This is a genomic window from Nostoc sp. DSM 114167 (assembly GCF_052692655.1).
The window spans coordinates 3692277-3712417 of record NZ_CP195116.1 but is presented as its reverse complement, the minus strand read 5'-3'; the positions used below and the strand labels follow the sequence as shown (position 1 = coordinate 3712417).

General features: G+C 39.6%; 17 protein-coding genes and 2 pseudogenes. 10 read left to right on the top strand and 9 right to left on the bottom strand.

Features of this window, described 5'->3' with window-relative positions; all coding sequences use genetic code 11:
* The first annotated feature begins 129 nt into the window (after positions 1 to 129).
* Together NSTC731_RS15945 and NSTC731_RS15940 are read left to right on the top strand one after the other, a co-directional pair.
* Positions 130 to 1128 (top strand): nodulation protein NodZ, encoded by a 999-nt coding sequence (locus NSTC731_RS15945; RefSeq protein ID WP_445631634.1) that lies wholly within the window; start codon positions 130 to 132, stop codon positions 1126 to 1128.
* A 217-nt stretch (positions 1129 to 1345) separates the two neighbouring features.
* Positions 1346 to 1555 (top strand): annotated as a pseudogene (locus tag NSTC731_RS15940) (class I SAM-dependent methyltransferase); the annotation flags it as partial.
* Between the two features lie 159 nt (positions 1556 to 1714).
* Here NSTC731_RS15940 and NSTC731_RS15935 read toward each other — a convergent pair.
* Entirely contained in the window at positions 1715 to 2911 is a 1197-nt protein-coding gene (locus tag NSTC731_RS15935; protein ID WP_445631633.1) for an ATP-binding protein, read from the bottom strand.
* Between the two features lie 518 nt (positions 2912 to 3429).
* On the opposite strand from NSTC731_RS15935, the gene NSTC731_RS15930 reads away from it, so the two are divergent.
* The 5 genes and pseudogenes from NSTC731_RS15930 to NSTC731_RS15910 all read left to right on the top strand — a co-directional run bounded on the left by NSTC731_RS15930 (position 3430) and on the right by NSTC731_RS15910 (position 7740).
* Entirely contained in the window at positions 3430 to 4461 is a 1032-nt protein-coding gene (locus NSTC731_RS15930) for a phosphotransferase (RefSeq protein WP_445631632.1), read from the top strand.
* Positions 4462 to 4597: 136 nt separating this feature from the next.
* A pseudogene (locus NSTC731_RS15925) lies at positions 4598 to 4790 on the top strand (IS982 family transposase); the annotation flags it as partial.
* Positions 4791 to 5017: 227 nt separating this feature from the next.
* Positions 5018 to 5734, top strand: coding sequence for a class I SAM-dependent methyltransferase (locus NSTC731_RS15920; RefSeq protein ID WP_445631631.1), 717 nt, complete (start codon positions 5018 to 5020; stop codon positions 5732 to 5734).
* A 415-nt stretch (positions 5735 to 6149) separates the two neighbouring features.
* A complete protein-coding gene (locus NSTC731_RS15915) occupies positions 6150 to 7229 on the top strand; it encodes a M4 family metallopeptidase (protein ID WP_445631630.1) in 1080 nt (359 codons plus the stop codon).
* A gap of 211 nt (positions 7230 to 7440) precedes the next feature.
* Positions 7441 to 7740, top strand: a complete 300-nt coding sequence (locus tag NSTC731_RS15910) for a protealysin inhibitor emfourin (RefSeq protein WP_445631629.1) — start codon at positions 7441 to 7443, stop codon at positions 7738 to 7740.
* A gap of 257 nt (positions 7741 to 7997) precedes the next feature.
* Here the strand turns inward: NSTC731_RS15910 and NSTC731_RS15905 are convergent, their stop codons facing one another.
* The 6 genes from NSTC731_RS15905 to NSTC731_RS15880 all read right to left on the bottom strand — a co-directional run bounded on the left by NSTC731_RS15905 (position 7998) and on the right by NSTC731_RS15880 (position 15167).
* The gene (locus NSTC731_RS15905; protein WP_445631628.1) at positions 7998 to 8474 is read right to left on the bottom strand and encodes a hypothetical protein; all 477 of its coding nucleotides are present in this window, start codon (positions 8472 to 8474) and stop codon (positions 7998 to 8000) included.
* A 125-nt stretch (positions 8475 to 8599) separates the two neighbouring features.
* Complete coding sequence (locus NSTC731_RS15900; RefSeq protein WP_445631627.1) at positions 8600 to 10996, bottom strand: hybrid sensor histidine kinase/response regulator; 2397 nt, start codon at positions 10994 to 10996, stop codon at positions 8600 to 8602.
* Positions 10997 to 11614: 618 nt separating this feature from the next.
* Positions 11615 to 12196: a hormogonium polysaccharide biosynthesis acetyltransferase HpsU gene (hpsU, locus tag NSTC731_RS15895; RefSeq protein WP_445631626.1), complete on the bottom strand. Its 582-nt coding sequence runs from the start codon at positions 12194 to 12196 to the stop codon at positions 11615 to 11617.
* A 2-nt stretch (positions 12197 to 12198) separates the two neighbouring features.
* Entirely contained in the window at positions 12199 to 13155 is a 957-nt protein-coding gene (locus NSTC731_RS15890) for a glycosyltransferase family 2 protein (RefSeq protein ID WP_445631625.1), read from the bottom strand.
* A gap of 24 nt (positions 13156 to 13179) precedes the next feature.
* Positions 13180 to 14112, bottom strand: a complete 933-nt coding sequence (locus NSTC731_RS15885) for a glycosyltransferase (RefSeq protein WP_445631624.1) — start codon at positions 14110 to 14112, stop codon at positions 13180 to 13182.
* Between the two features lie 227 nt (positions 14113 to 14339).
* Entirely contained in the window at positions 14340 to 15167 is an 828-nt protein-coding gene (locus NSTC731_RS15880) for a hypothetical protein (protein WP_445631623.1), read from the bottom strand.
* A 525-nt stretch (positions 15168 to 15692) separates the two neighbouring features.
* On the opposite strand from NSTC731_RS15880, the gene cobU reads away from it, so the two are divergent.
* Positions 15693 to 16268 (top strand): bifunctional adenosylcobinamide kinase/adenosylcobinamide-phosphate guanylyltransferase, encoded by a 576-nt coding sequence (gene cobU / locus NSTC731_RS15875; protein ID WP_445631622.1) that lies wholly within the window; start codon positions 15693 to 15695, stop codon positions 16266 to 16268.
* 52 nt (positions 16269 to 16320) lie between these two features.
* Positions 16321 to 16740 (top strand): hypothetical protein, encoded by a 420-nt coding sequence (locus NSTC731_RS15870; RefSeq protein WP_445631621.1) that lies wholly within the window; start codon positions 16321 to 16323, stop codon positions 16738 to 16740.
* A gap of 198 nt (positions 16741 to 16938) precedes the next feature.
* Here the strand turns inward: NSTC731_RS15870 and NSTC731_RS15865 are convergent, their stop codons facing one another.
* Together NSTC731_RS15865 and NSTC731_RS15860 are read right to left on the bottom strand one after the other, a co-directional pair.
* Positions 16939 to 17466: an endonuclease gene (locus NSTC731_RS15865; RefSeq protein ID WP_445632107.1), complete on the bottom strand. Its 528-nt coding sequence runs from the start codon at positions 17464 to 17466 to the stop codon at positions 16939 to 16941.
* A gap of 55 nt (positions 17467 to 17521) precedes the next feature.
* Positions 17522 to 18076, bottom strand: coding sequence for an endonuclease/exonuclease/phosphatase family protein (locus NSTC731_RS15860; RefSeq protein ID WP_445631620.1), 555 nt, complete (start codon positions 18074 to 18076; stop codon positions 17522 to 17524).
* Positions 18077 to 18571: 495 nt separating this feature from the next.
* Here NSTC731_RS15860 and NSTC731_RS15855 point away from each other — a divergent pair, with 495 nt between their 5' ends.
* A complete protein-coding gene (locus tag NSTC731_RS15855; protein ID WP_445631619.1) occupies positions 18572 to 19531 on the top strand; it encodes a ribonuclease Z in 960 nt (319 codons plus the stop codon).
* Positions 19532 to 20141: the final 610 nt, after the last annotated feature.

Below are 20141 nucleotides of genomic sequence, written 5' to 3'. Positions count from 1 at the left end.
GTTCGTCAACTATTGATTTGACCTATCATGAGTGATATTATTTTGGCGAGCTAGAAAATATGAATAAAACCTTCCCTGGCAGGTTCGTCAACGATTTTTTGAGTTTAAAATTGTTAGGAGCAATCAAAAATGGTTTCAGAGAAGTTTTTAGTAGTAAAAGGCAAAGCAGGTATGGGAAACCGTTTTCTCGCTCTCTTGGACAGTATTTTATATGCTCAACTTACTAATAGAAAGATAGTTGTTGATTGGAGCGATGAGGTTTACTCAAATAATCGCAACAATGTTTTTCCTGACTTTTTTAATCTTCATAATGTTACTCAAGCTTCAGAAATACCTTCTACTCAATCTGTCTATCCAAGTATCTGGAAGAATAGCTTAGATAAATCTGTGAATGAAGTATTGCTCTCATACGAATCTCCAGATGATTTGCGATATAACAACCCGAAAATCTGGTCAAAATATACTACTAATATGTCCCGCATAGATTATAGTGAAGATATTTTGATTAGATGGTCGTATGTAACAGAGACTTATAAGCTAAGACGACATTTTTTAGGTGATTTCGCTTATCTACAAAGTCTGAGTAATGAAACTATTTTAAAAAAGATAATTAGAGAAAATCTGAGTTTACACCCTAATATTGAAGCAATTGTTAAAAAAACTGTAGATAGTTCTTTTGAAGATATAGTAATCGGCGTTCATGTTAGATATACTGACAGAAAAACTTCCAAAAACCTCTATTTAAAATTTGTTGATAAGATTCTTGAAAAACATCCTAAAAGTTTGATATTTTTAGCTACTGATAATCCAGCAGTAGAAGATTTGTTTAGAGATAAATATACTAATATTTTAGTGACAGATAAGTGGTACCCTGCCTCAGGATCTTCTTTACATCAGAATCCTGAATGTCCAGATAGATTTGAAAATGGTGTTCAAGCTTTAATAGATATCTATTTATTAAGCAAATGTAATTATCTAATATACAATAAAACTTCTACTTTTGGTGTAGTTGCAAAGTTGATTTCTGATATCCTAGAAGCTAATACAATTGATACTTCTCAATATAGCTTAAAAGGAAAAGTTAAAAACTTAATTGCTTGGGTCAGAGAAAAAACAGTTCTTTCGTGACCTTTTTTCAATTAAAAGTTAAAAATTAAGAATAATAATAATTTGTAATTAATTTTGGGTACAATTTCCCAATGATAGAATTTTTAATTAATAATTTTTAATTTTTAATTGGAGCGAAGCGACTTGACTATAGTAGTTTTCAATTGAGATGTAATAGATTCTTAATTTTTGATGATGTCACATCTTTAGAAGGTGTCCCCAAAATTGCTTGGGAATATTGATTAGTGTATATATTAGTTCCAATCCCTATGCAACAATTATTTCCCGGAGAGGTATTCGCCAACTGTTACCGCGATACGATGAGATGTTGGAGGTAATTACCCGTTGTCTACCTTCCACAAGTCGGCGTATTTTAGAATTGGGCTGTGGTACAGGCGAACTTAGTCTCAAGATACTCAACCGTTTTCCAGATGCCCAAGTAATTGCTAGTATTCGTCCAAATTAAGAAAATGAGCGACATTTTGAATATCCGCCGCGTTGGTCAAATTGACGGGTAGATGTGCCAATTTTAGGTGCGTTAACGCAGTGTAATGCACCAGTTTATGCAATTTTAGTCTCAAGTTTTGAATTTTAGGAATAGCAACAGTCATACCTGAACGATTGCTTCTAATGGCAAAATGACAGTAAATGTAGATCCTTTTCCTAGCTGTGAATCTACTTTAATTTCACCATCCATTAACTGAACCAATCGAGAGACTATTGCTAAACCTAATCCTGTACCATCAGAACTTTGCACTTGGGGAGCAGTTACTTCCCGAAAATAAGGATTGAAGATTTGTGCTTGAGCATCCAAAGAAATACCAATACCACTATCAGTAACAGAGATAGCCCAGTGCTGTTGAGATATCGTCCAGCACTCCAAATGAATTGAACCAGATTCTGTGTAGCGAATTGCGTTACTCAGCAGATTTGTCAGAATTTGCTGAAGCCGAAGCGGATCTGTGTTAACTTGACTGGGGGCGCGTTCGCATTCAACAACCAAGGATAATTCTTTCACACGCGCTAATGGCTCAATCATCTCTAAAATAGAGTTGATTAAACTACGGACATCGGTTAAAGTCGGCTGCAATTTCATCTGTCCGGCATCGTAACGCGAAATTTCCAGAGTATCGTTAATTAACCGGACAATAAGTCTACCACTCTTAAGAACTCGCTCGATACTTTCAAGATTTGTATAGGTGTCTTTGAGTTCTGATTGTTGACGCTGCTGGCGCAGAAATAAGTCTGCATAACCGATGATTGAAGTAAGAGGCGTCTTCAGCTCATGAGCCAAATGAGAGAGACTTTCTTTACTAGCACGAACCAAACGAGTTAGCTCTTGGTTAGTCAACCGCAACTGACTTTGGAGTTGTTTAAGCTCTTGTAATCGTCCTTGAGTATAACTATTAAAGCATCGCGCGATCGCTTCATCAATTACTGTATCAATCAAGCGAACAGCCCTTAGCACTTCTTGTGCAGATCCTTGTAATAAATCTTCTTCTAAAAACGAAAAAATTACAAACCGAAGTAAACGATACTCTCGCGCAATTTCCTCTGGTTCAAATCCCTGTTGGGCACGAAGTGTACCGTGTTCCAAACTTGCATCTACTACTGTCTGTAAATCGCTGGTTGCAGATTCAGAAAGTACTGTTGCTAATGCTTTCAAGATGCGGGGTAAGCTATCCCGTACAGCGTTGAAAGTAAGTTCATTAGTAGCTTCAATTTGTTGATCCTGGTAAACTGCTTCTACCCATTGATCGAGAATGGCATCACTTTTTGCAATTAGAGTCTGACTAAAATCCATCTTTTGCTCAACCAAACACAGCGAAGCCTGTTCCACTAGAGGTAGATTAGTACGTTTGATGTCAGTTCGCACCTGACAGAAGATAGAGGTTAGTGAAAAGACAGGTTCTTACTGAACTAATGACTTCAGAGAGATCCATAAAACTAAATCCCCAGCCTTATTAACTTATTAAAACGAATAACCGACTACGCCCACGATCTACCCGCGAAGGCTGGGGATTTATTTCAGGTTTGTGCCTAGCCTCAAGACTCTGTAAAGCAGCGTTTGTAGTACGTTGGTCTTTAGAAGGCGTTGTGGCGATGTGTTTGGTGAGAGCCGCGTAATTCAAGTAGTACAATCAACTGCGATCGCTTGATTGTAGGTTTCGATCTGGCGCAGCAAGTTTAATTTGGGAAGTAGTGGCATTTTTAGTTTACAGTATCCCAATCATCTATGGACAGAAACGGTAAGTGCGATCGCAAAACAAGTAATGAGTGCTAAAACCAAATCTTTTGTATAATCTCTTACGGCGTAGGCTGATGACACAAATTACCTTACAATCACTGATACCAGAAGCAAAGCTAGAAGCTGTCGAAAAAGCACTGCAAACAACCTTCAATACCAAAACTGTTGAAAGCATTGAACTTCTGACGGGCGGACTTAGTTCTGCGCTGGTTTACAAAATTATAGTGAATGGCAAAGCTTATGTATTAAGAATTGTCATTCAAATTGATGAACTTAGTGACCCAGTGCGGCAATATATTTGTATGAATATTGCCGCCGAAGCTGGTATTGCGCCAATTGTCTATTATACTAATGCAGTAGACGCTGTATCGATTACGGATTTTATTAGAACAATATCTTTATCTGAGCATTTTGGTTCACCAGATAATTTTTTACCGAAATTGGCAAATGTGGTAAAGTCGATTCATTCTTTACCAAATTTTCCGAAACTTGTAAATTTTTTGGATGGTATCGATTTATTTATTCAGCAGTTTCAAGCTTTAGAATTTTTGCCAGCCAGTGCAACTGAAGAACATTTCAGATATTACTCAGAAATTCAACAATTTTATCCGCGCTACGATACCGATGTAGTTGCGAGTCATAACGATCTCAATCCGAATAACATTCTTTTTGATGGGAAAAAGATATGGCTTATTGATTGGGGGGTAGCATTTCAAAATGACCGTTATGTTGATTTAGCCAACGTTGCTAATTACTTTATGACCAATGCAGCGCAAGCAGAAATTTACCTGAGGTCATATTTTGGCGACTTTCTTGACAATTATAAACGCGCTCGATTTTTCCTCATGCAGCAGGTTTGTCAGATTTTTTACGCTATAGTATTTCTGAAGTTAGCAGCAGCCTCATGGCCTGAGAATTTACCTATTGAATATAGTATGGTGGTTCCTAGTCTTAAAGAATTTCAGCAGCAATTAAGGACTGACAAAGTGATTCTGACAACCCATGAAGGACAATTACTGTATGGGAAAATTCGTCTGAATCAGGCTTTATATAATATGAAGACAGCAAGATTTGCAGAGTCAATTAAAATAATTCGTAATTTATAATTAATTTATATCGAAACTTACGCAAAAATCAGGTAATTTCGTCATGATGAGCGATCGCATAAACGCGCAGCAGGGGTATTTTATTTATTGGAAGTCCCTCAGCTTATTTCATCATAAATGCAAGAGCGATCGCTAAGAAGACTGTCGCAGAGAAATGAGCGATGCGGAAATTATTACAACGGCAATAATCGCGGCGATGTTTTTTGATGGCAATCATAGTAAGGCTTGTAGCTATATGAAAGACCAAAAATTCATCCTATATGTTAGAAAAATCACGATTTAATCGGCGATTACATAGAATTTCGATGCTAATTAACGATTTGTTTCATCTGGAAACATATCGTTATCTGTTATATCAGGCTACTCAGAATTAACTTTGCTCATTCTCACTCTGAACGACTTTAGCAATCTCTCAGCAAAATTGTACGTTGTTTTTAAAAAAATATATTTTAGTGCATATATTTTAATACTAAAAGTTATTCTTATCGGTGTAGCATATACCCCAGTAATGATGGATGATTAATATTGATTAATTTGTCTATTTTTTCCAAATCCTATGCAACAGGTATTTCCCGGAGAGGTATTCGCCAACACTGCGGATTTTGACACTGGTATTCGCCAACTGTTACCGCGATACGATGAGATGTTGGAGGTAATTACCCGTTGTTTACCTTCCACAAGTCGGCGTATTTTAGAATTAGGTTGTGGTACAGGGGAACTTAGTCTTAATATACTCCACCGCTTTCCAGATTCTCAAGTAATTGCTCTAGATTACTCACCTAGAATGTTGCAATTTGCTCAAGATAAAATCACAGCAGCTGGATATCAACAACGCTGGACTGGTATACAAGCAGATTTTGGCGATTGGGCAGATAATCCAGAGAACTTGGATATTGGTAGCGAATTTGATGCTTGTGTCTCATCTTTGGCAATTCACCATCTCCAAGATGAGATGAAGTTGAAATTATTTGAGCGAATTGCTGCTAGCCTCACTCAAGACGGCTGTTTTTGGAATGCAGATCCTACCTTACCAGAATCACCAGCCTTAGCAGAAGTTTACAAAGCAGCACGAGAGGAATGGGCAGTTGAACAGGGAATCAATTTGACAGAGATTCGCGCTAAACGTGCCACTAGCACTACTCAAGGTTACTCTAGTCAAGACCAGCTAGCTAGCTTAGAGACTCATTTCCAAATGTTGAGCAAAGCTGGATTTAAGACAGTTGCAGTACCTTGGAAATATTATGGTCTAGCGGTATTTGGTGGCTGTTTGTGAAAATTATCGGTTTTGGATGCCTAGATTTGAGATTTCCCTGTCTCCAATAGGCATTTATAAAATTAACAGCTTGATAGTAACAAAACAGCAATAAATAATATTATTTCTGTTGATAAGAACTAATATATAAACTCAATAGGCCTGTAGAGGAAGTCTTGCTAACTCACACAAGGATCTTGACTGAAACTTGCGTTAATTAAGCTGGCTTGGTGTTTTTATACAATATTTCCACATCATAAGTACCAGCAAGCATACTATCAATCCTCTACAGACCTATTCAAAAATACAGAGTAGAAAATTTTCTTCAGAAAAGAAACCAGGAACACGCGATTTGGACTCGTTTTTCTGCTCCTTTCTCCAGTGGAGTTCAAGCCACTGTTTGCCATCACTTAGTTTCAAAAGGAGAATATCTTGGATGGCTCGAAATAAAAAGAAATCAGTCAGTTTCAAGCATGAGCAATCACCATACTCTAGATGCCCTATTTGTTGTATTATCCCACCCCATATACTAAAAAATGTCGTGGTGAATGGCAATCCTCAGCAGCGTACTTGGGCATTTCATACATTAAATATTTCGGCACAATTTTTAGGACGAAGAAATGTTGTAGGTAATATCTCGTTTGCGCCTTCTCCTGGTGAGAAACGCCGCACCATCTACGATGCCAAAAATGGGCAGCAACTTCCTGGTACGCTGGTGCGTGCTGAGGGCGATCCTCCTAGCAGCGATCCAACAGTGAATGAAGCCTATGATGCTGCTGGTGCGACTTATGACTTGTTTCATGAGATGTTCGATCGCAATTCCATTGATGATAAAGGACTACGTTTAGACTCCACCGTGCATTATGGTGTCAAATATGACAATGCCTTTTGGAACGGCGACCAAATGGTTTATGGTGATGGCGACGGAGAACTATTTCAACGCTTTACGAAATCAATTGATGTGATTGGACATGAGTTAACTCACGGTATAACCCAGTACGAAGCAGGTTTACAGTATTATGGCGAACCTGGGGCACTGAATGAGTCATTTTCTGATGTCTTTGGTTCTTTGGTGAAACAAAAGACTAAAAATCAGACTGCACAAGAAGCAGATTGGCTGATTGGTGAAGGTCTTTTAGTACCGACTGTCAAAGGTGTTGCCCTCCGCTCCATGAAAACACCTGGAACAGCATACGATGACTCTGTAATGGGTAAAGATCCGCAACCTGCCCATGTAAAAGATAAATATACTGGTACTGAAGATAATGCTGGAGTACATATCAACTCAGGAATCCCTAACTATGCCTTTTATCTAGCGGCTGTTGAGATTGGTGGCTATGCCTGGGAAAAAGCTGGCAAAATATGGTATATAGCTTTACGCGATCGCCTACGTCCTAATGCAGATTTTAAAAAAGCTGCCAACGTCACCATTCAAGTTGCTGGCGAACTCTACGGTAATGACAGTAATGAGCAAAAAGCTGTGCGAAATGCTTGGCAAAAGGTAGGAGTTATTTAAAGTGAGGAATGAGGAATTAAAAGTTAGGAGTTTTTTCTTAACTTCTAACTCCTAACTCTTAACTCTTGTATAGACGCGATTAATCGCGTCTCTACTCTTAACTCCTAACTTTTAGATGTGTTGTTTGTTGTTGTTAAACTGGGAGTTGAGAACTATCATCTCCCAGTCTTAGTATGTATTTCAACTAAATAACACAACGGAGAGCAAAAAAATGCGGGTATCATTTGAACGCACGGGCGGCTTTGCTGGAATTACCAAGAAGACAACCGTTGATACAGATACTCTGCCACCACATGAAGCTGCCACACTTCGCCAACTAGTGGAAGTTGCTGATTTATTTAGGCTACCGGAACTAATTACTTCGCCAAATCCCCAGAGCGATCGCTTTCAATATAAATTAACAGTAGAAGATAACGGCAAGCAGCATACAGTGACTGTCAGTGAGTCAGCATTGCCAGGAACCTTAAGACCCCTAATTGAATGGCTACAGACGATAGCACAGAAAAGATAAAAAGTAAAAATAATTACTTATGACTCTCTGAAGCTAAGTAAGTCGGTGAGAATAAATCAAACTAGATTAAGTAACGTAAAAAATATTGGGATTATTTCGTAGTGAGGACTAAAGTCCTCTTATGAGGTCTGAATCCTTACCTACAAACCTTGAATTATTTACACCTCTCTAGTTATAGAATATCTTCTGAATAGTCAAAATTGTGGCAAAGTGATAGTAACGTAATTCGTAATTATGAATTAAATAATTCATTTTTTTTAGTTACTCTCAGGGTTGAGTTCGTTGATTTCTTTGCACTTAGCCTCTGCGGCTTGATATGCTGCCAGATAGTCTTGACCACCCAACATTACATCACCGTAATATTCATAAGGTGGATCGCCATAAATTGGTAATGGATCGTCTTCTGGATAATCTTCTTTTGATTCTTCAATGATAGCTTTCAGTTTTTTAACCGTCAGACTATGTGCTGCAAAATACCAGATTTCTTGAGGATTTTTGTTCAGGTGAGGTAACGTGGGATCGATAATCCGAACATCAGAGGTATCGTCTAGCTCAATCCAACTGTGTTCAATCGGTCTATATGGCTTCCCAGCAAAAGCTAGAAATCCCTGAATATACCTTGCTCCCTTTGTAGATAATGCTGCTTTATAAGCATTATCAAACGGAGTGCTAGCTCTGCTGTTTATCTGTTCAGCAATTTTGATTGACAGCGTTTCATCCAATAGTTTGTTCATTAATAGCAAGGATTAGAGCAGTCATAAAAACATATTACCACTGCTACTGACCATTTTGCTTGGGCATTGGAAATTGGTTATTCACTAATGACTAATAACTAATGACTAATGACTAATGACAAACTCTACTTTGTGCTAATCACCATCTGTAAGTTCATTAACAAGTCGCTTGAGGTGTAGGGCTTGGATAAAAGGGTTTTGACACTATTACCAAGGTTTTTAATCATTGTATGATTGGAGGCTAATCCACTAACACCAATAATTTTGATATCTGGATTAATTTTTTTCAATACATTGATAGTTGTTGGTCCATCCATATATGGCATCATCATATCAACCAACACCACACTAATTTCTTGTTGATGTTTTGTATATAGTGCGATCGCATCAATACCATCACCAGCCACTAAAACTTTATAGGCATTTTGTTCTAACCAGGTTTGAGTAACCTCTCGAATTGAATCTTCATCATCAACAATGAGAATTAATTCTCCATGCCCTGCTGGTAATTCCTGATATTTAGCTAATTTACTATCTGCTTCAATTGTCTGCGTTACGGGTAAGCAAACTTGAAACTCTGTACCTTTGCCCACTTCACTAACTACATTCACAAAACCGCTGTGGCTTTTGATAATGCCAAGGACTGTTGAAAGACCAAGCCCTGTGCCTTTACCCACTTCTTTTGTTGTGAAAAATGGCTCAAAAATTCTATCTATTATTTCTTTTTTAATTCCTATACCTGTATCGCGCACGGTAATCATCACATAAGAACCGGCCTTAGCATCAATATTCATCCGGGCATAATGGCTATCAACCCAGAAATTCTTCGCAGAAATCTTTAGGATACCGCCATGAGGCATAGCATCACGAGCATTAATGCAGAGGTTCATCAGTACTTGGTGTATCTGAGTTGCATCACCAAAGACATCCCACAGGTTTTGCCCAGGAACATCAATGTGGATTTCAATAGCTCTGGAAAATGTTTGCTTAACAATATTTTCGATTTCTAAAATTGAATTCCGTATCTGTAAGGTTTTAAAGTTACCTACAGATCCGCGGGAAAACCATAGCACTTGTTTAACTAAATCTGCTGCACGTTTAATATTTGTTTCCATAATTGTCAGCCATTTCTGACTTTTTTCATCCGGCAGCTTTGCCTCTAAAAGTTGTACTGTCATCATCATCGGTGTCAGTGCATTGTTAAGGTCATGGGCGATGCCACTTGCTAGAGTGCCAAGACTCTCCATCCGTTGGGCCCGGAGAAACTGGGCTTCAAGTTGCTTTTTCTCTGTGATGTCGGAGTTGACAATCAGGATGGATTTGGCTTGCCCCCAATCGTCATTTACTAGTGTCCAGCGGCTAGCAACGATGATTTCTTTGCCTTGTTTTGTGACTTGATATAGTTCACCTTGCCACGAACCACTCTCAGCTAAAGTTTCCTGGATGTTTTTCAATTGCCAAAAACTTTGCTTTTGATAAAAAAGCTGATTGACATTCCTGCCCACTACTTCTTCTGCCATCCAACCGTAGAGATGTTCAGCCCCTTGATTCCAAAATTGAATTTGGTTAATCAAATTTTGAACGATAATCGCATCTGTGGTGATGTTAAGCAAAGCAGCTTGCTCGCGGATTTTCTGTTCTGCATCTTTGCGTTCGCGTAGCGCAGCTTGCTGTTCGGTAATATCAATTACAAAGCCTGCCATTCGAGCAACTTTACCTGTAGAATCTAAAAAGATATACCCGTTGTTCTCAACTGTGATATAAGTGCCATCTTTACGACATACACGAAATTCAAGATGGAATCGCTCTTTTGTGGATAAAACGCGGTTAATCTCTTTGTTAAAGAAGCTGCGATCGTCAGGATGAATCAATTCTAACCAGCGGTTCAAACCTCCCAACATCTCAGGCATAGAGTAACCTAATATTCGCTCTACATTGCCATCATATTTAATCTCGTTGGTATGCAAGTGCCAGTCGTAGAGAATCTGACCACTTGCTTGAATTAGTGCTTGATAGCGATTGTTCCACTCATCTAATGCATCTGAATGACATCGTAGTTTTTCCTCTACCCGCTGGCGCTCCAAGATTTCGATCTCTAAACGGTTATTTTGCTCTGTAAGTTTTTTTGTGAGATTCCGTAAACGTAAATGGGTATTTATCCTAGCTAAAACCTCTTGAGATTCTAAAGGTTTGGTAATGTAATCTACAGCCCCAAGATTCAAACCTTTAACTTTATCTACCTTGTCACTCATGGCAGTTATAAATATTACGGGAATATCTTGAGTGGCTGGATTTTTTTTCAAAAGTCTACAAGTCTCAAAACCGTCGATTCCCGGCATTAATACATCCAGTAAAATCAGGTCAGGTGAAGCATATTCTGCTATCTGAACGGCACTTTGACCATCTTCAGATACTAAAACTTGAAAGCTGTAATACTCTAAAAAGTTAAATAATACTTGTAAATTAACAGGAGTATCATCGACTATTAAAATAACAGGTTTTCCATTTGTATTAAAATTCATACTTCCCTCTTATTAAATTTTTTTAAAACTTCTATAATTTGTTTTCCTTGAAAATAAAATTTTTATAAGATTTTCGTAAAATTACAAGTGGTAGGGGCAATTCATAAATTACTCCTATCTAAAAATCAGGGTTTCAGTTATTATTTGCGTAAGTCCTGCTTTAGCAAGTTAATGAAGATGTGTGGCAGATGGCACTCGATCGCCTACTTGTTGGAATGGCAAAAATAATTTTGCTATTTAAAATATCTCTTGGCTGATTTGGGATACCATACTTTCTGCCAATTTTTTTAGATACACACAAATTTTAGACTTAAATTAAAAAGATTTGATTAAATAAAAGTAAACTATTTCCACAAAATAGCGGTTTCCAAGTGATGAAGTATATATAACAATCTTGAAGCATTCGTAAAAAACAAGATCCTCGGTAACTTTTAGGAAGTCGGGGATCTACGGGTTGCAATTCTCACAAATCAAATACTAGTCTTATACCTCATTTTTATTAGAAAAAGCTATATAGCGATCGCACTTTTATTCTCTTTCCAAAAACAAATATATATATGGAAAAGTTAAGGGCGCACAGCTAGCTGCGCGCCCTTACTATATTTATCTATAAAAAATCTATGGAGTTGTGGAGGGATCGAGTTTTAGCCGAGCCGTTTTGGGGTGACAAGGGCTTCCCCAACAAACCTGTCCAGAAGGCATATTAGTAAAAACACTACTCCGAGCGCCAATCACAGCATTAGCCCCGATTTGCACCCCTGGCCCAACAAAACAATCTGCGGCTACCCATACACCATTTTCAATGGTGATACTCGCTGTTTTCAACCCAAAGGCCGGATCTTGGAGATCGTGAGTACCAGTACACAGGTAACTTTTTTGGGAAACTACGCAATGTTCGCCGATATGGATTTGATCGAGGCTATATAAAACTACGTTATCTCCAATCCAACTGTAGTTACCAATGGTAACTTTCCAGGGGTAGGTAAATCGGGCTGTGGGTCGAATTAATACACCTTTGCCGATACGAGCGCCAAATAATCGTAACAAAGCACAACGTAGAATATTTAACGGTTGAGGAGTTAGAGGAAAGGCGATCGCTTGTACAAACCACCATAATAAAACATACCAACTTGGACGCCCCCGGTCAAACCAAGATTGGTCATATTTGCGTAAATCTACGAAAGGTTGGTCATTAGTCATTGTCAGGAATCAATGGTCAATAGCTTTGCTTCTGCTTCTCTGCTCCCCTGCTCCCCTGCTCCCTCCTTCGGCGTAGTTGCAGTATTTAAGTGACCACCACAGTTGCGTAATTCGTAAAGTTTAACGCCAATTTGATATTCATATTGACTCAGTAAACGTGCATAGATATATCCAGCTTTGCCATCTAAAAAACCGCGTTGAATTATATAAAATAAAACAAACCGCAAAATCGGTTTAAATGGTAGGTGTACCCAGACTTTTTTCAAAAATCTTTTGCGTTGTACGGCATCACCAAATAGATTAGCGCCGATAGTACCGCTATCATCTTTACCTGTAAGAATATTAAAATAAACCCTAGCTTCCCAGTTGGAATATCTGTTGTGCCGTTCTAACCAGTGGTAAAGGTCGCGAAAGTCTTCGTGGAGCATATCATTTTTGAGATATCCAACTTTCCCTTGCAAAATCACGTGTTCGTGAACTTCGTTATCACCAGTATTAGGAATATCTTCTGTATTTAGATTTTCGTAGCGACCTTTTTTATGTTGAAATAAACGTAGATTCCAATCAGGATATTTACCGCCATAACGAATCCATTTTCCTAAGAAAAATACGCGGCGGTTGAGATAGTAACCTGTATATTCATCATTTTGAATTGCTTGCTCAATCTCTTCCCAAAGTTCGGGGGTGATGCGCTCATCACAATCTACAATTAGCACCCATTCATTACGAAAAGGCAAATTATCTAAAGACCAATTTTTCTTTTTAGGCCAGCGTCCATTGAAGTTGAATTGTACGACATTTACACCGTAACTTTTAGCAATCTCAATGCTGTTGTCGGTACTTTGAGAATCTACTACAAATATTTCATCTGCTCTGCTGAGGCTAGTAAGGCAAGCAGGCAAGTTAGCTTGTTCGTTTTTTGCCGGAATTAGTACTGAAACTGGTATTTTAGATGACATATTGAGTAAAAATTATGTTACTAGTTATTTCTTATTTGATGTAAATAAAAGACCCTGAATAGCAGCATTTAAGTAACCAATCTGACCGTAAGCATACACCAGTTTGTCAAACCGTTCTGCGGGATCGGAGAAATACTGTAAAGCTTTATATAAGCCTCGCACAAACCGTTCGCTACCTCGCTGTAATTGAGCGATCCCAGCTTTACCAGCGAGTTGTTCTCGATAGCATTCACTGATACCCTGCCACCAACCCCGGTTTAAAAACCAGGAGCGTTGGAGGCGTTCTGGGGCTACATTGTGAGCGGCGAGTGCTTCGGGAAGATAAGCGACTTGCCAACCACGCTGTAGGGCGAATTCGGTCATTTGCAGTTCTTCGTTAGATAATAAATTTTTCCCCACTCGACCGAGATGAGGATCGAAACCGCCAATTTCTTCTAAGAAACTGCGGCGGATAGAGTAATTTAAGCCTCTGGGTGTTAAGCCAGGTTGCTCAATGTAAACGTTACTGTCACCTAAGTCGTATGCACCCAAATTTGCAGCTAGCCCTGGAGATAGCCACCGTGGTTGTTGAATTCCTGGAGGCCACAGGAGAGTGACTTTGCCACCTGCGATCGCTAGCTTAGAATTATTGTAATAGGCAGAATATAAAACTTGTAGCCAGCCCTTACTGGCAACGGCATCGTCATCCAAATAAGCAAGAATATCACCACTGGCTACCTTTGCACCTGTGTTACGGGCGACAGATAAACCAATGGTGGGTTCAAAAACATACTTCAGGCGCGGATCGTAGGTTCTTTCTTCTACAACCTCACGAGTGCGATCGCTAGATCCATTATCAACTACCACAATTTCAAAGTCAGCAGCAAAATCCTGTGCTAAAAGACTATCAATTGCAGCCCCTAAATAGGTATCTCGATTGTGAGTACAGATAATGGCAGAGATTTGGATGTCTGGCATAGATTGAATTTTGGATTTGAGATTTGGGACTTCGGCTTTTTTCGACTTCTCTACGAGACGCTACGCGTTAGCGGAGCTTTCGCTTTAGCGATACGCTCAAGGCAAGTCGGTCAGTCGAACGATTTTAGATTAAAATCTAAATCCAACGCTATAACTGCTGAGAGTTAATCTAAACCAAAAGTTACCGACCTACCAACCGAGTTTATTCGGAAATAATCTTTAAAACTTTACGTTTGTTGAATATGACTGTGTAAAACTACAAGAGTTTGCGCCAGTTGACTAAGGCGAGTTTCCAAAGATTGCTTGCGCCCTAGCAGTTGACGTAACTTTTGGTAACGAGCGATCGCCATACTAACATTGGGAACCTGATCTGGTGGACATGGACGCGACCAAACTTTACCAGTATCGTCTACACCACAGAGGCGATAGCCAGTAATAGATGATTGATAAGATACTTTTCCACCAGTAGCACAAATTTCTTCTACGTAGTTCATCAGGCGATCAACTTCTGCATGGCGCAGTGTCGCAGTTCCTCCTGGTTCTGGTTCGGTGGGATTGGATTCTAACCAGCCATTGACAATTGGCCCTTCTAAGTAAATATCCTGAATTTGTTTTAAAATATTTTGCAATTCTGTTTGCCAACCAGCAACAGTTTCCTGAATTTCTTGCAATAGATTCATCGCCAATGCAGGATTGGCACCGTGACGATGGTTACTAAAGGTCGGAGTTTTCAACTTGGGTAGGCTGGGTGTTTTGTTACCATTCTCTTCTGCTTGAAAGGTCTGCACAGATTCATGGTGAGGAAAGAAATTTTGGTCAGAAGGATAATCAACCTCAGTATTTACATTTAAATCAACTGTTTGTCCTTGTGACTTAACTTCCCCATTCTGAGAGGATGGAACTTGTGTACTTTCTGTAGGTTCGTTAGCGCCGACGCTGATTCTAAAGGAGAAAGGCCGTTTTGTTGTCGAATCAGTTGTTTCGGCAGTAGAGGCAGTGCCGCGATTCCCTAAATCGTGTAGAGTTGCTTCAATGCGTTTTAAGCCTGCGTTCATAAAGACATCCTAAAGTTTGCTGTCCCCAGTAGTATTGAATAATTAAGAATGGGGTAGTTGGGATTTTTGGCTTTTGCCAGTTGTAACATCTAATGATGTTGGTGCTAATTTTATCCCTTAAAAGTTATTTGAAACCAAAAATCTCACCCATTAAGTAAAAAATGTGGCGATCAATTGTAACCGTGGGTATGTAGAGGAGGCAGGAGATGGGAATTTATCTGTTGCTCTCAACCCCATCTAATTCCAATCTACGATTTTGTAGATTTTGGTGGAGGACTTAAACCGCAAGCTCACTTGCAATAATAACTACAGGAGGCTACGGCAATATTCCAACTGAGCCTTCTACCCGGTTGTTGAGCGACTTGCCCTGAGTTTCGACTGCGCGGTAATCGAGCGAAGTCGAGATTCAACTACCGCGTAGTCGTTGGCGTGGTCACTGAGCGTAGTCGAAGTGCAGCCTCTCCAAGAGTTGGGAGTCGAAACACTGCCTCCTGCCTCTCTTGTTAAAATACTCAGTAAAAAACTTTGGGTAAAATCATCTTAGTAACAGGGCCAGCACGATCTGGTAAAAGTGAATGGGCAGAAACTTTAGCTATGCAGTCAGAAAAAGCAGTTATTTATATAGCAACAGCCACCGATAACCCAGATGACCAAGAGTGGCACCAACGCATTTTAGAACACCAAGAACGTCGTCCCCAAGACTGGGTAACTCTATCTGTACCTATAGAACTGTCTGCTACCCTCGCTGATGCCAAACCCTATACTTGTCTCTTAGTTGATTCTTTAGGGACTTGGGTTGCCAATCTCCTAGAACAGGATGAATATAGCTGGGAAAATACCCTTGCAGAGTTTTTAGAGACGGTGGAATTGGTTGCTGCTGATATGCTGTTTGTAGCAGAAGAAGTGGGTTGGGGTGTGATCCCAGCTTATCCCCTTGGAAGGGCGTTCCGCGATCGCCTCGGTTCTTTAGTACGCCAGCTAGCAACACTTAGCGAAACTGTTTATTTAGTGACTGGCGGCCATGTTCTCAATCTCAGCATCCTTGGTTCGCCATTGCCAAATAGAGCTGATGCTGGAACATTCAGGAGTCAAGATTCTTAACTGTTGATTCAAATTAATCCAAAATCTAAAATCTAAAATCTAGAATTGTAATATGGCAACCAAACAAGAAGTTAAAGGATATCTTGCCTACTGGTTTCAGTTGGGTAAGAGGGTGATTACGGGCAACGGTGAGGCAAGCTTTTTGCCCCAATCGGTGCTAAATGGCGATCGCTATAGTCAAGAATTTGAAGAATGCTGGCAAAAAATTATTTCACCGAAATCGGGTGATTGTTACCTTGAGGGTACACATGAAACTATTGCTGAATTGTTGACACCAGCATGGAATATGCTACCTTGCAGCCGATGCAATATGCCAGTAGCCGCGCGAAACGTCGGGATGCCAGCGTTGTTATGTCCCTGCAATGATTTACCTAACTGGCCAAATACTGAATTGCCAGCACCGCGAGAGCCAATTAAAACTCAAGACCAACTCCAAAGAATTTGCAATCGGCTCGTAAAGAATATTACATAAAAAAATTGCTATGGGACTTCCAATTTAAGAAGGCAGGAGGCAGTGTTTCGACTCCCAACTCTTGGAGAGGCTGCACTTCGACTACGCTCAACGACCACGCCAACGACTACGCTCAGAAAAACCCATCTGCTCAATTTCTTAAAAACGGAGGTCTAAAACTCTTCCCACCAGGATAGAGTTAAGACCTATGTATTTTTTTTAGTTGCAGTAGGTTCGTTGTGGCAGGGTAGAATCTAACACAAAGGGATTATCATTACCCTGAGGTGTTTTAGCGATCGCATGACTGCGTGCTACCTCACCAGCATCAATTGAATCGTCTGCTTGCCATTGACAGAGAGTATCCTTTTGTGCATCAAAGAAGCTTGCATTCGCCAGTTCTGGGTAGACTGTGCGGAAATAGAAAATTACCCGAGCAATATCTCCTTTCTTCGCCTCCCGTGGTTCAAAGAATCCCCGTTTGAATTCACTGTATTTGTCAATATCCTGCGGACTTGGTTGGAAACTTAGTTCATCATCATCGAGATACCAAGACGTAGTTTGATTATCAGGAATATCTCCAAATGGAAAATTGGCGCGATCGCTGTTAATTTCTACACGTGAAGCAAAGAGGTTATGCAAATCGCTTTTTGCTGGGCCTTCAGCTCCCACGCTCTGCGGCCAAACGTGTTCAGCATTGATTCTGCGTTGTGCTGCTTCCTCTCTGGGTTTATCTGAATTTGGGTCGATCGGAACACTGTAACCAGCGTAGATGTCTGTTACTATACCGCCTTGGTTATCTATTTTAAGGTTTACGACTTTCTAAAAAAGCTGGATCGTCCGCAAAGCGTTCAAGCTTTTGTAGCTTAACTCGTTGAGGATTGAACAAAAAGCCTACCCGAATATTGCCACCTGGTTGGCCTCCATCAAGTCCGTTCTGAGGAGGAATTTCCCGATATTCATAGGCTGGGCCTCCTACAGATTGGATAGAACTGATTAGAGTGTCAGCAGTTAGAGTAGCATCAACTACAGAACTTAATTCAGCTCCATCATTGTCTTGTACTTCTTGCAAAGCAATAATGTCTGGTGCTTCAAGATTAGTAACAATCTGGTTTGCCAAAGCTGTAAACTTACCGTTTTTCACATCATCATCGACGTTTCTGGGCGACTTATTATCAACCTTAGAGACGTTTTCCTTTTTAGGATCGAGGTTTTCGACATTAAAGGTGCTAATCGTTAATTGCGTAGGGCTTCCTACCAAAGATGTAACTTGTACACCATGAGCGATTCCTGAAGGGAGCGAGAATGCAAGAAAAACGATAAAGCATAGTCCTTGCAAGATTTTTCGGAAAGAACTCATGAACATTCTCCTTAATTGCAAATAGAGACTTAACTCAGTTGGAGCGCCATTCCGAAGATATGAGAAGCAAAGAAATTAAAGTTTTTCTCAAGTCATTTAACTAAGAAAAACAATCTATCTGTTTCAGTCCTAAATCAAGTATTGAGTGCAAGCTTATGTTTGTATTAAGAGATGTACTTCGATTCCCAAGAAGAAGTCATAACACAACCAATAATACAGCAATCATTTGGTATTTATCAACTTATTATCTAGTCACTTGCGGATACTAAATTGCGAGAATAACTAGTAACCAATGACCTATGCTACTCAAGAGTGCTGAGTGGGGAATCTTACTTTTTTACTCAGGACTGAGAACGGGCTAAATGTCCCGCTAACGGAACTTTGAACTGTTTTGGCCTATGCCCAATGCTCAAATTCCTAAATATTTTGCTCAATAACCGTGCCACTATAGAAAATAGAGCTGCAAATTGAGCAATAGGAAGACTAAAGAACACTGTGCAGATAACATTCTTAGGGACGAGTTCCGGTGTACCCACGCGATCGCGCAATGTTTCCAGTGTCGCTCTGAGATTACCTCAAAGAGCAGAACTGTGGTTATTCGACTGTGGCGAAGGTACTCAGCATCAAATTATGCGGAGTGAACTGAAAATCAGTCAACTCTCCCGAATTTTTATCACCCACATGCACGGCGACCACATCTTTGGCTTGATGGGACTTCTTGCTACTTGCGGCTTGGCTGGCAATGTGGAACGAATTGATATTTATGGCCCACCTGGATTAAATGATTACATTCAATCCGCCTCACGTTATTCCTACACGCATTTTTCTTACCCGATCAAAGTTCACGCCATCCGTCCAGGGATAATTTATGAAGACGATGACTTCACCGTTAGCTGCGGTAATTTGCATCATCGGATTACAGCTTTTGGCTACCGCGTAGCCGAAAAAGACCGAGCCGGACGCTTTGATGTGGAAAAAGCCAAGGCGTTGCAAATTCCTCCTGGTCGGGTTTACGGTCAACTCAAGCGGGGTGAAACAGTTACGCTTGTGGACGGACGGGTGATTGATGGCACTCAATTATGCGGCCCTACAGAAATTGGTCGAAAGATTGCCTATTGTACAGACACAATTTATTGTGATGGTGCAGTGGAATTAGCTCATGATGTCGATGTATTAATTCACGAAGCAACCTTTGCCCATCAAGATGCAGATATGGCTTTCCAGCGGTTACATTCGACTACCACAATGGCAGCACAAACAGCTTTAGCTGCTGGGGCGCATCGACTGATTATGAGTCATTTTAGTCCCCGCTATGCTCCGGGAAATACTTTAGAGTTGAAGGATCTCCTCAAAGAAGCTCGTGCTATTTTTCCCCGTACTGATATGGCTTACGATTTTATGATTCATGAAGTACCCAGACGACGGGAAGTAGAGTTAACCAAGGTAGGCGTTTAAATTTTGGACTTTCCTGCAAAACGCTACGCCTAGCTTGCTTCCCCAGAAGGGTACGGCTACGCTCAGTCTAACAATTTTAGATTTTAGATTTTTTATTGAACGCTTCTAATCTAAAATCTAAAATTAACCAGGTTCTATCTTAGATTTTAATAGTCTCAATCATAAAATCAAGCAAATAATCAGTAGCTTCGTTTTGGAAGTAAGTCAATTATTTAACCAACAATTTACTGTTAACTAGATGTATCAAGAATATACAAATAGTATTATTTAAATATTTTTATCAATGTTTTTTTTATTACAAGTTATCAAAATAACTTTAATATATCTAGTATTCTTGTGAGTTGGATAGTTTTATACTCAAATACTTAGGAAAAATCATTAATTTTTCGTCAAGATTTTTATTGATTAAATAAAATATTTATGAAAATTTTATCCTTCTCACACTGATTCAGAATTTATATGCATGAATTGATGAACATGAAAGCGCCAGTTGGCATAATGTTGTGCCAAATTAGCTTGTCATTGTTGGAAGAAGAATTAAGTATGCGATCGCAGCTATTAGGTGTAAAAAAAATCATTTCATATTTCTCATAAATCTTCCAAATAAATA

What these genes read in the sequence shown, in the direction of transcription:
- NSTC731_RS15915 (WP_445631630.1), top strand. Translation starts at nt 6,150, where the DNA reads ATGGCTCGAAATAAAAAGAAATCAGTCAGTTTCAAGCATGAGCAATCA.
- NSTC731_RS15935 (WP_445631633.1), bottom strand. Translation starts at nt 2,911, where the DNA reads ATGGATTTTAGTCAGACTCTAATTGCAAAAAGTGATGCCATTCTCGAT.
- NSTC731_RS15910 (WP_445631629.1), top strand. Translation starts at nt 7,441, where the DNA reads ATGCGGGTATCATTTGAACGCACGGGCGGCTTTGCTGGAATTACCAAG.
- NSTC731_RS15930 (WP_445631632.1), top strand. Translation starts at nt 3,430, where the DNA reads ATGACACAAATTACCTTACAATCACTGATACCAGAAGCAAAGCTAGAA.
- NSTC731_RS15905 (WP_445631628.1), bottom strand. Translation starts at nt 8,474, where the DNA reads ATGAACAAACTATTGGATGAAACGCTGTCAATCAAAATTGCTGAACAG.
- NSTC731_RS15860 (WP_445631620.1), bottom strand. Translation starts at nt 18,076, where the DNA reads ATGAGTTCTTTCCGAAAAATCTTGCAAGGACTATGCTTTATCGTTTTT.
- NSTC731_RS15920 (WP_445631631.1), top strand. Translation starts at nt 5,018, where the DNA reads ATGCAACAGGTATTTCCCGGAGAGGTATTCGCCAACACTGCGGATTTT.
- NSTC731_RS15890 (WP_445631625.1), bottom strand. Translation starts at nt 13,155, where the DNA reads ATGTCATCTAAAATACCAGTTTCAGTACTAATTCCGGCAAAAAACGAA.
- NSTC731_RS15900 (WP_445631627.1), bottom strand. Translation starts at nt 10,996, where the DNA reads ATGAATTTTAATACAAATGGAAAACCTGTTATTTTAATAGTCGATGAT.
- NSTC731_RS15880 (WP_445631623.1), bottom strand. Translation starts at nt 15,167, where the DNA reads ATGAACGCAGGCTTAAAACGCATTGAAGCAACTCTACACGATTTAGGG.
- hpsU (WP_445631626.1), bottom strand. Translation starts at nt 12,196, where the DNA reads ATGACTAATGACCAACCTTTCGTAGATTTACGCAAATATGACCAATCT.
- NSTC731_RS15945 (WP_445631634.1), top strand. Translation starts at nt 130, where the DNA reads ATGGTTTCAGAGAAGTTTTTAGTAGTAAAAGGCAAAGCAGGTATGGGA.
- NSTC731_RS15870 (WP_445631621.1), top strand. Translation starts at nt 16,321, where the DNA reads ATGGCAACCAAACAAGAAGTTAAAGGATATCTTGCCTACTGGTTTCAG.
- NSTC731_RS15885 (WP_445631624.1), bottom strand. Translation starts at nt 14,112, where the DNA reads ATGCCAGACATCCAAATCTCTGCCATTATCTGTACTCACAATCGAGAT.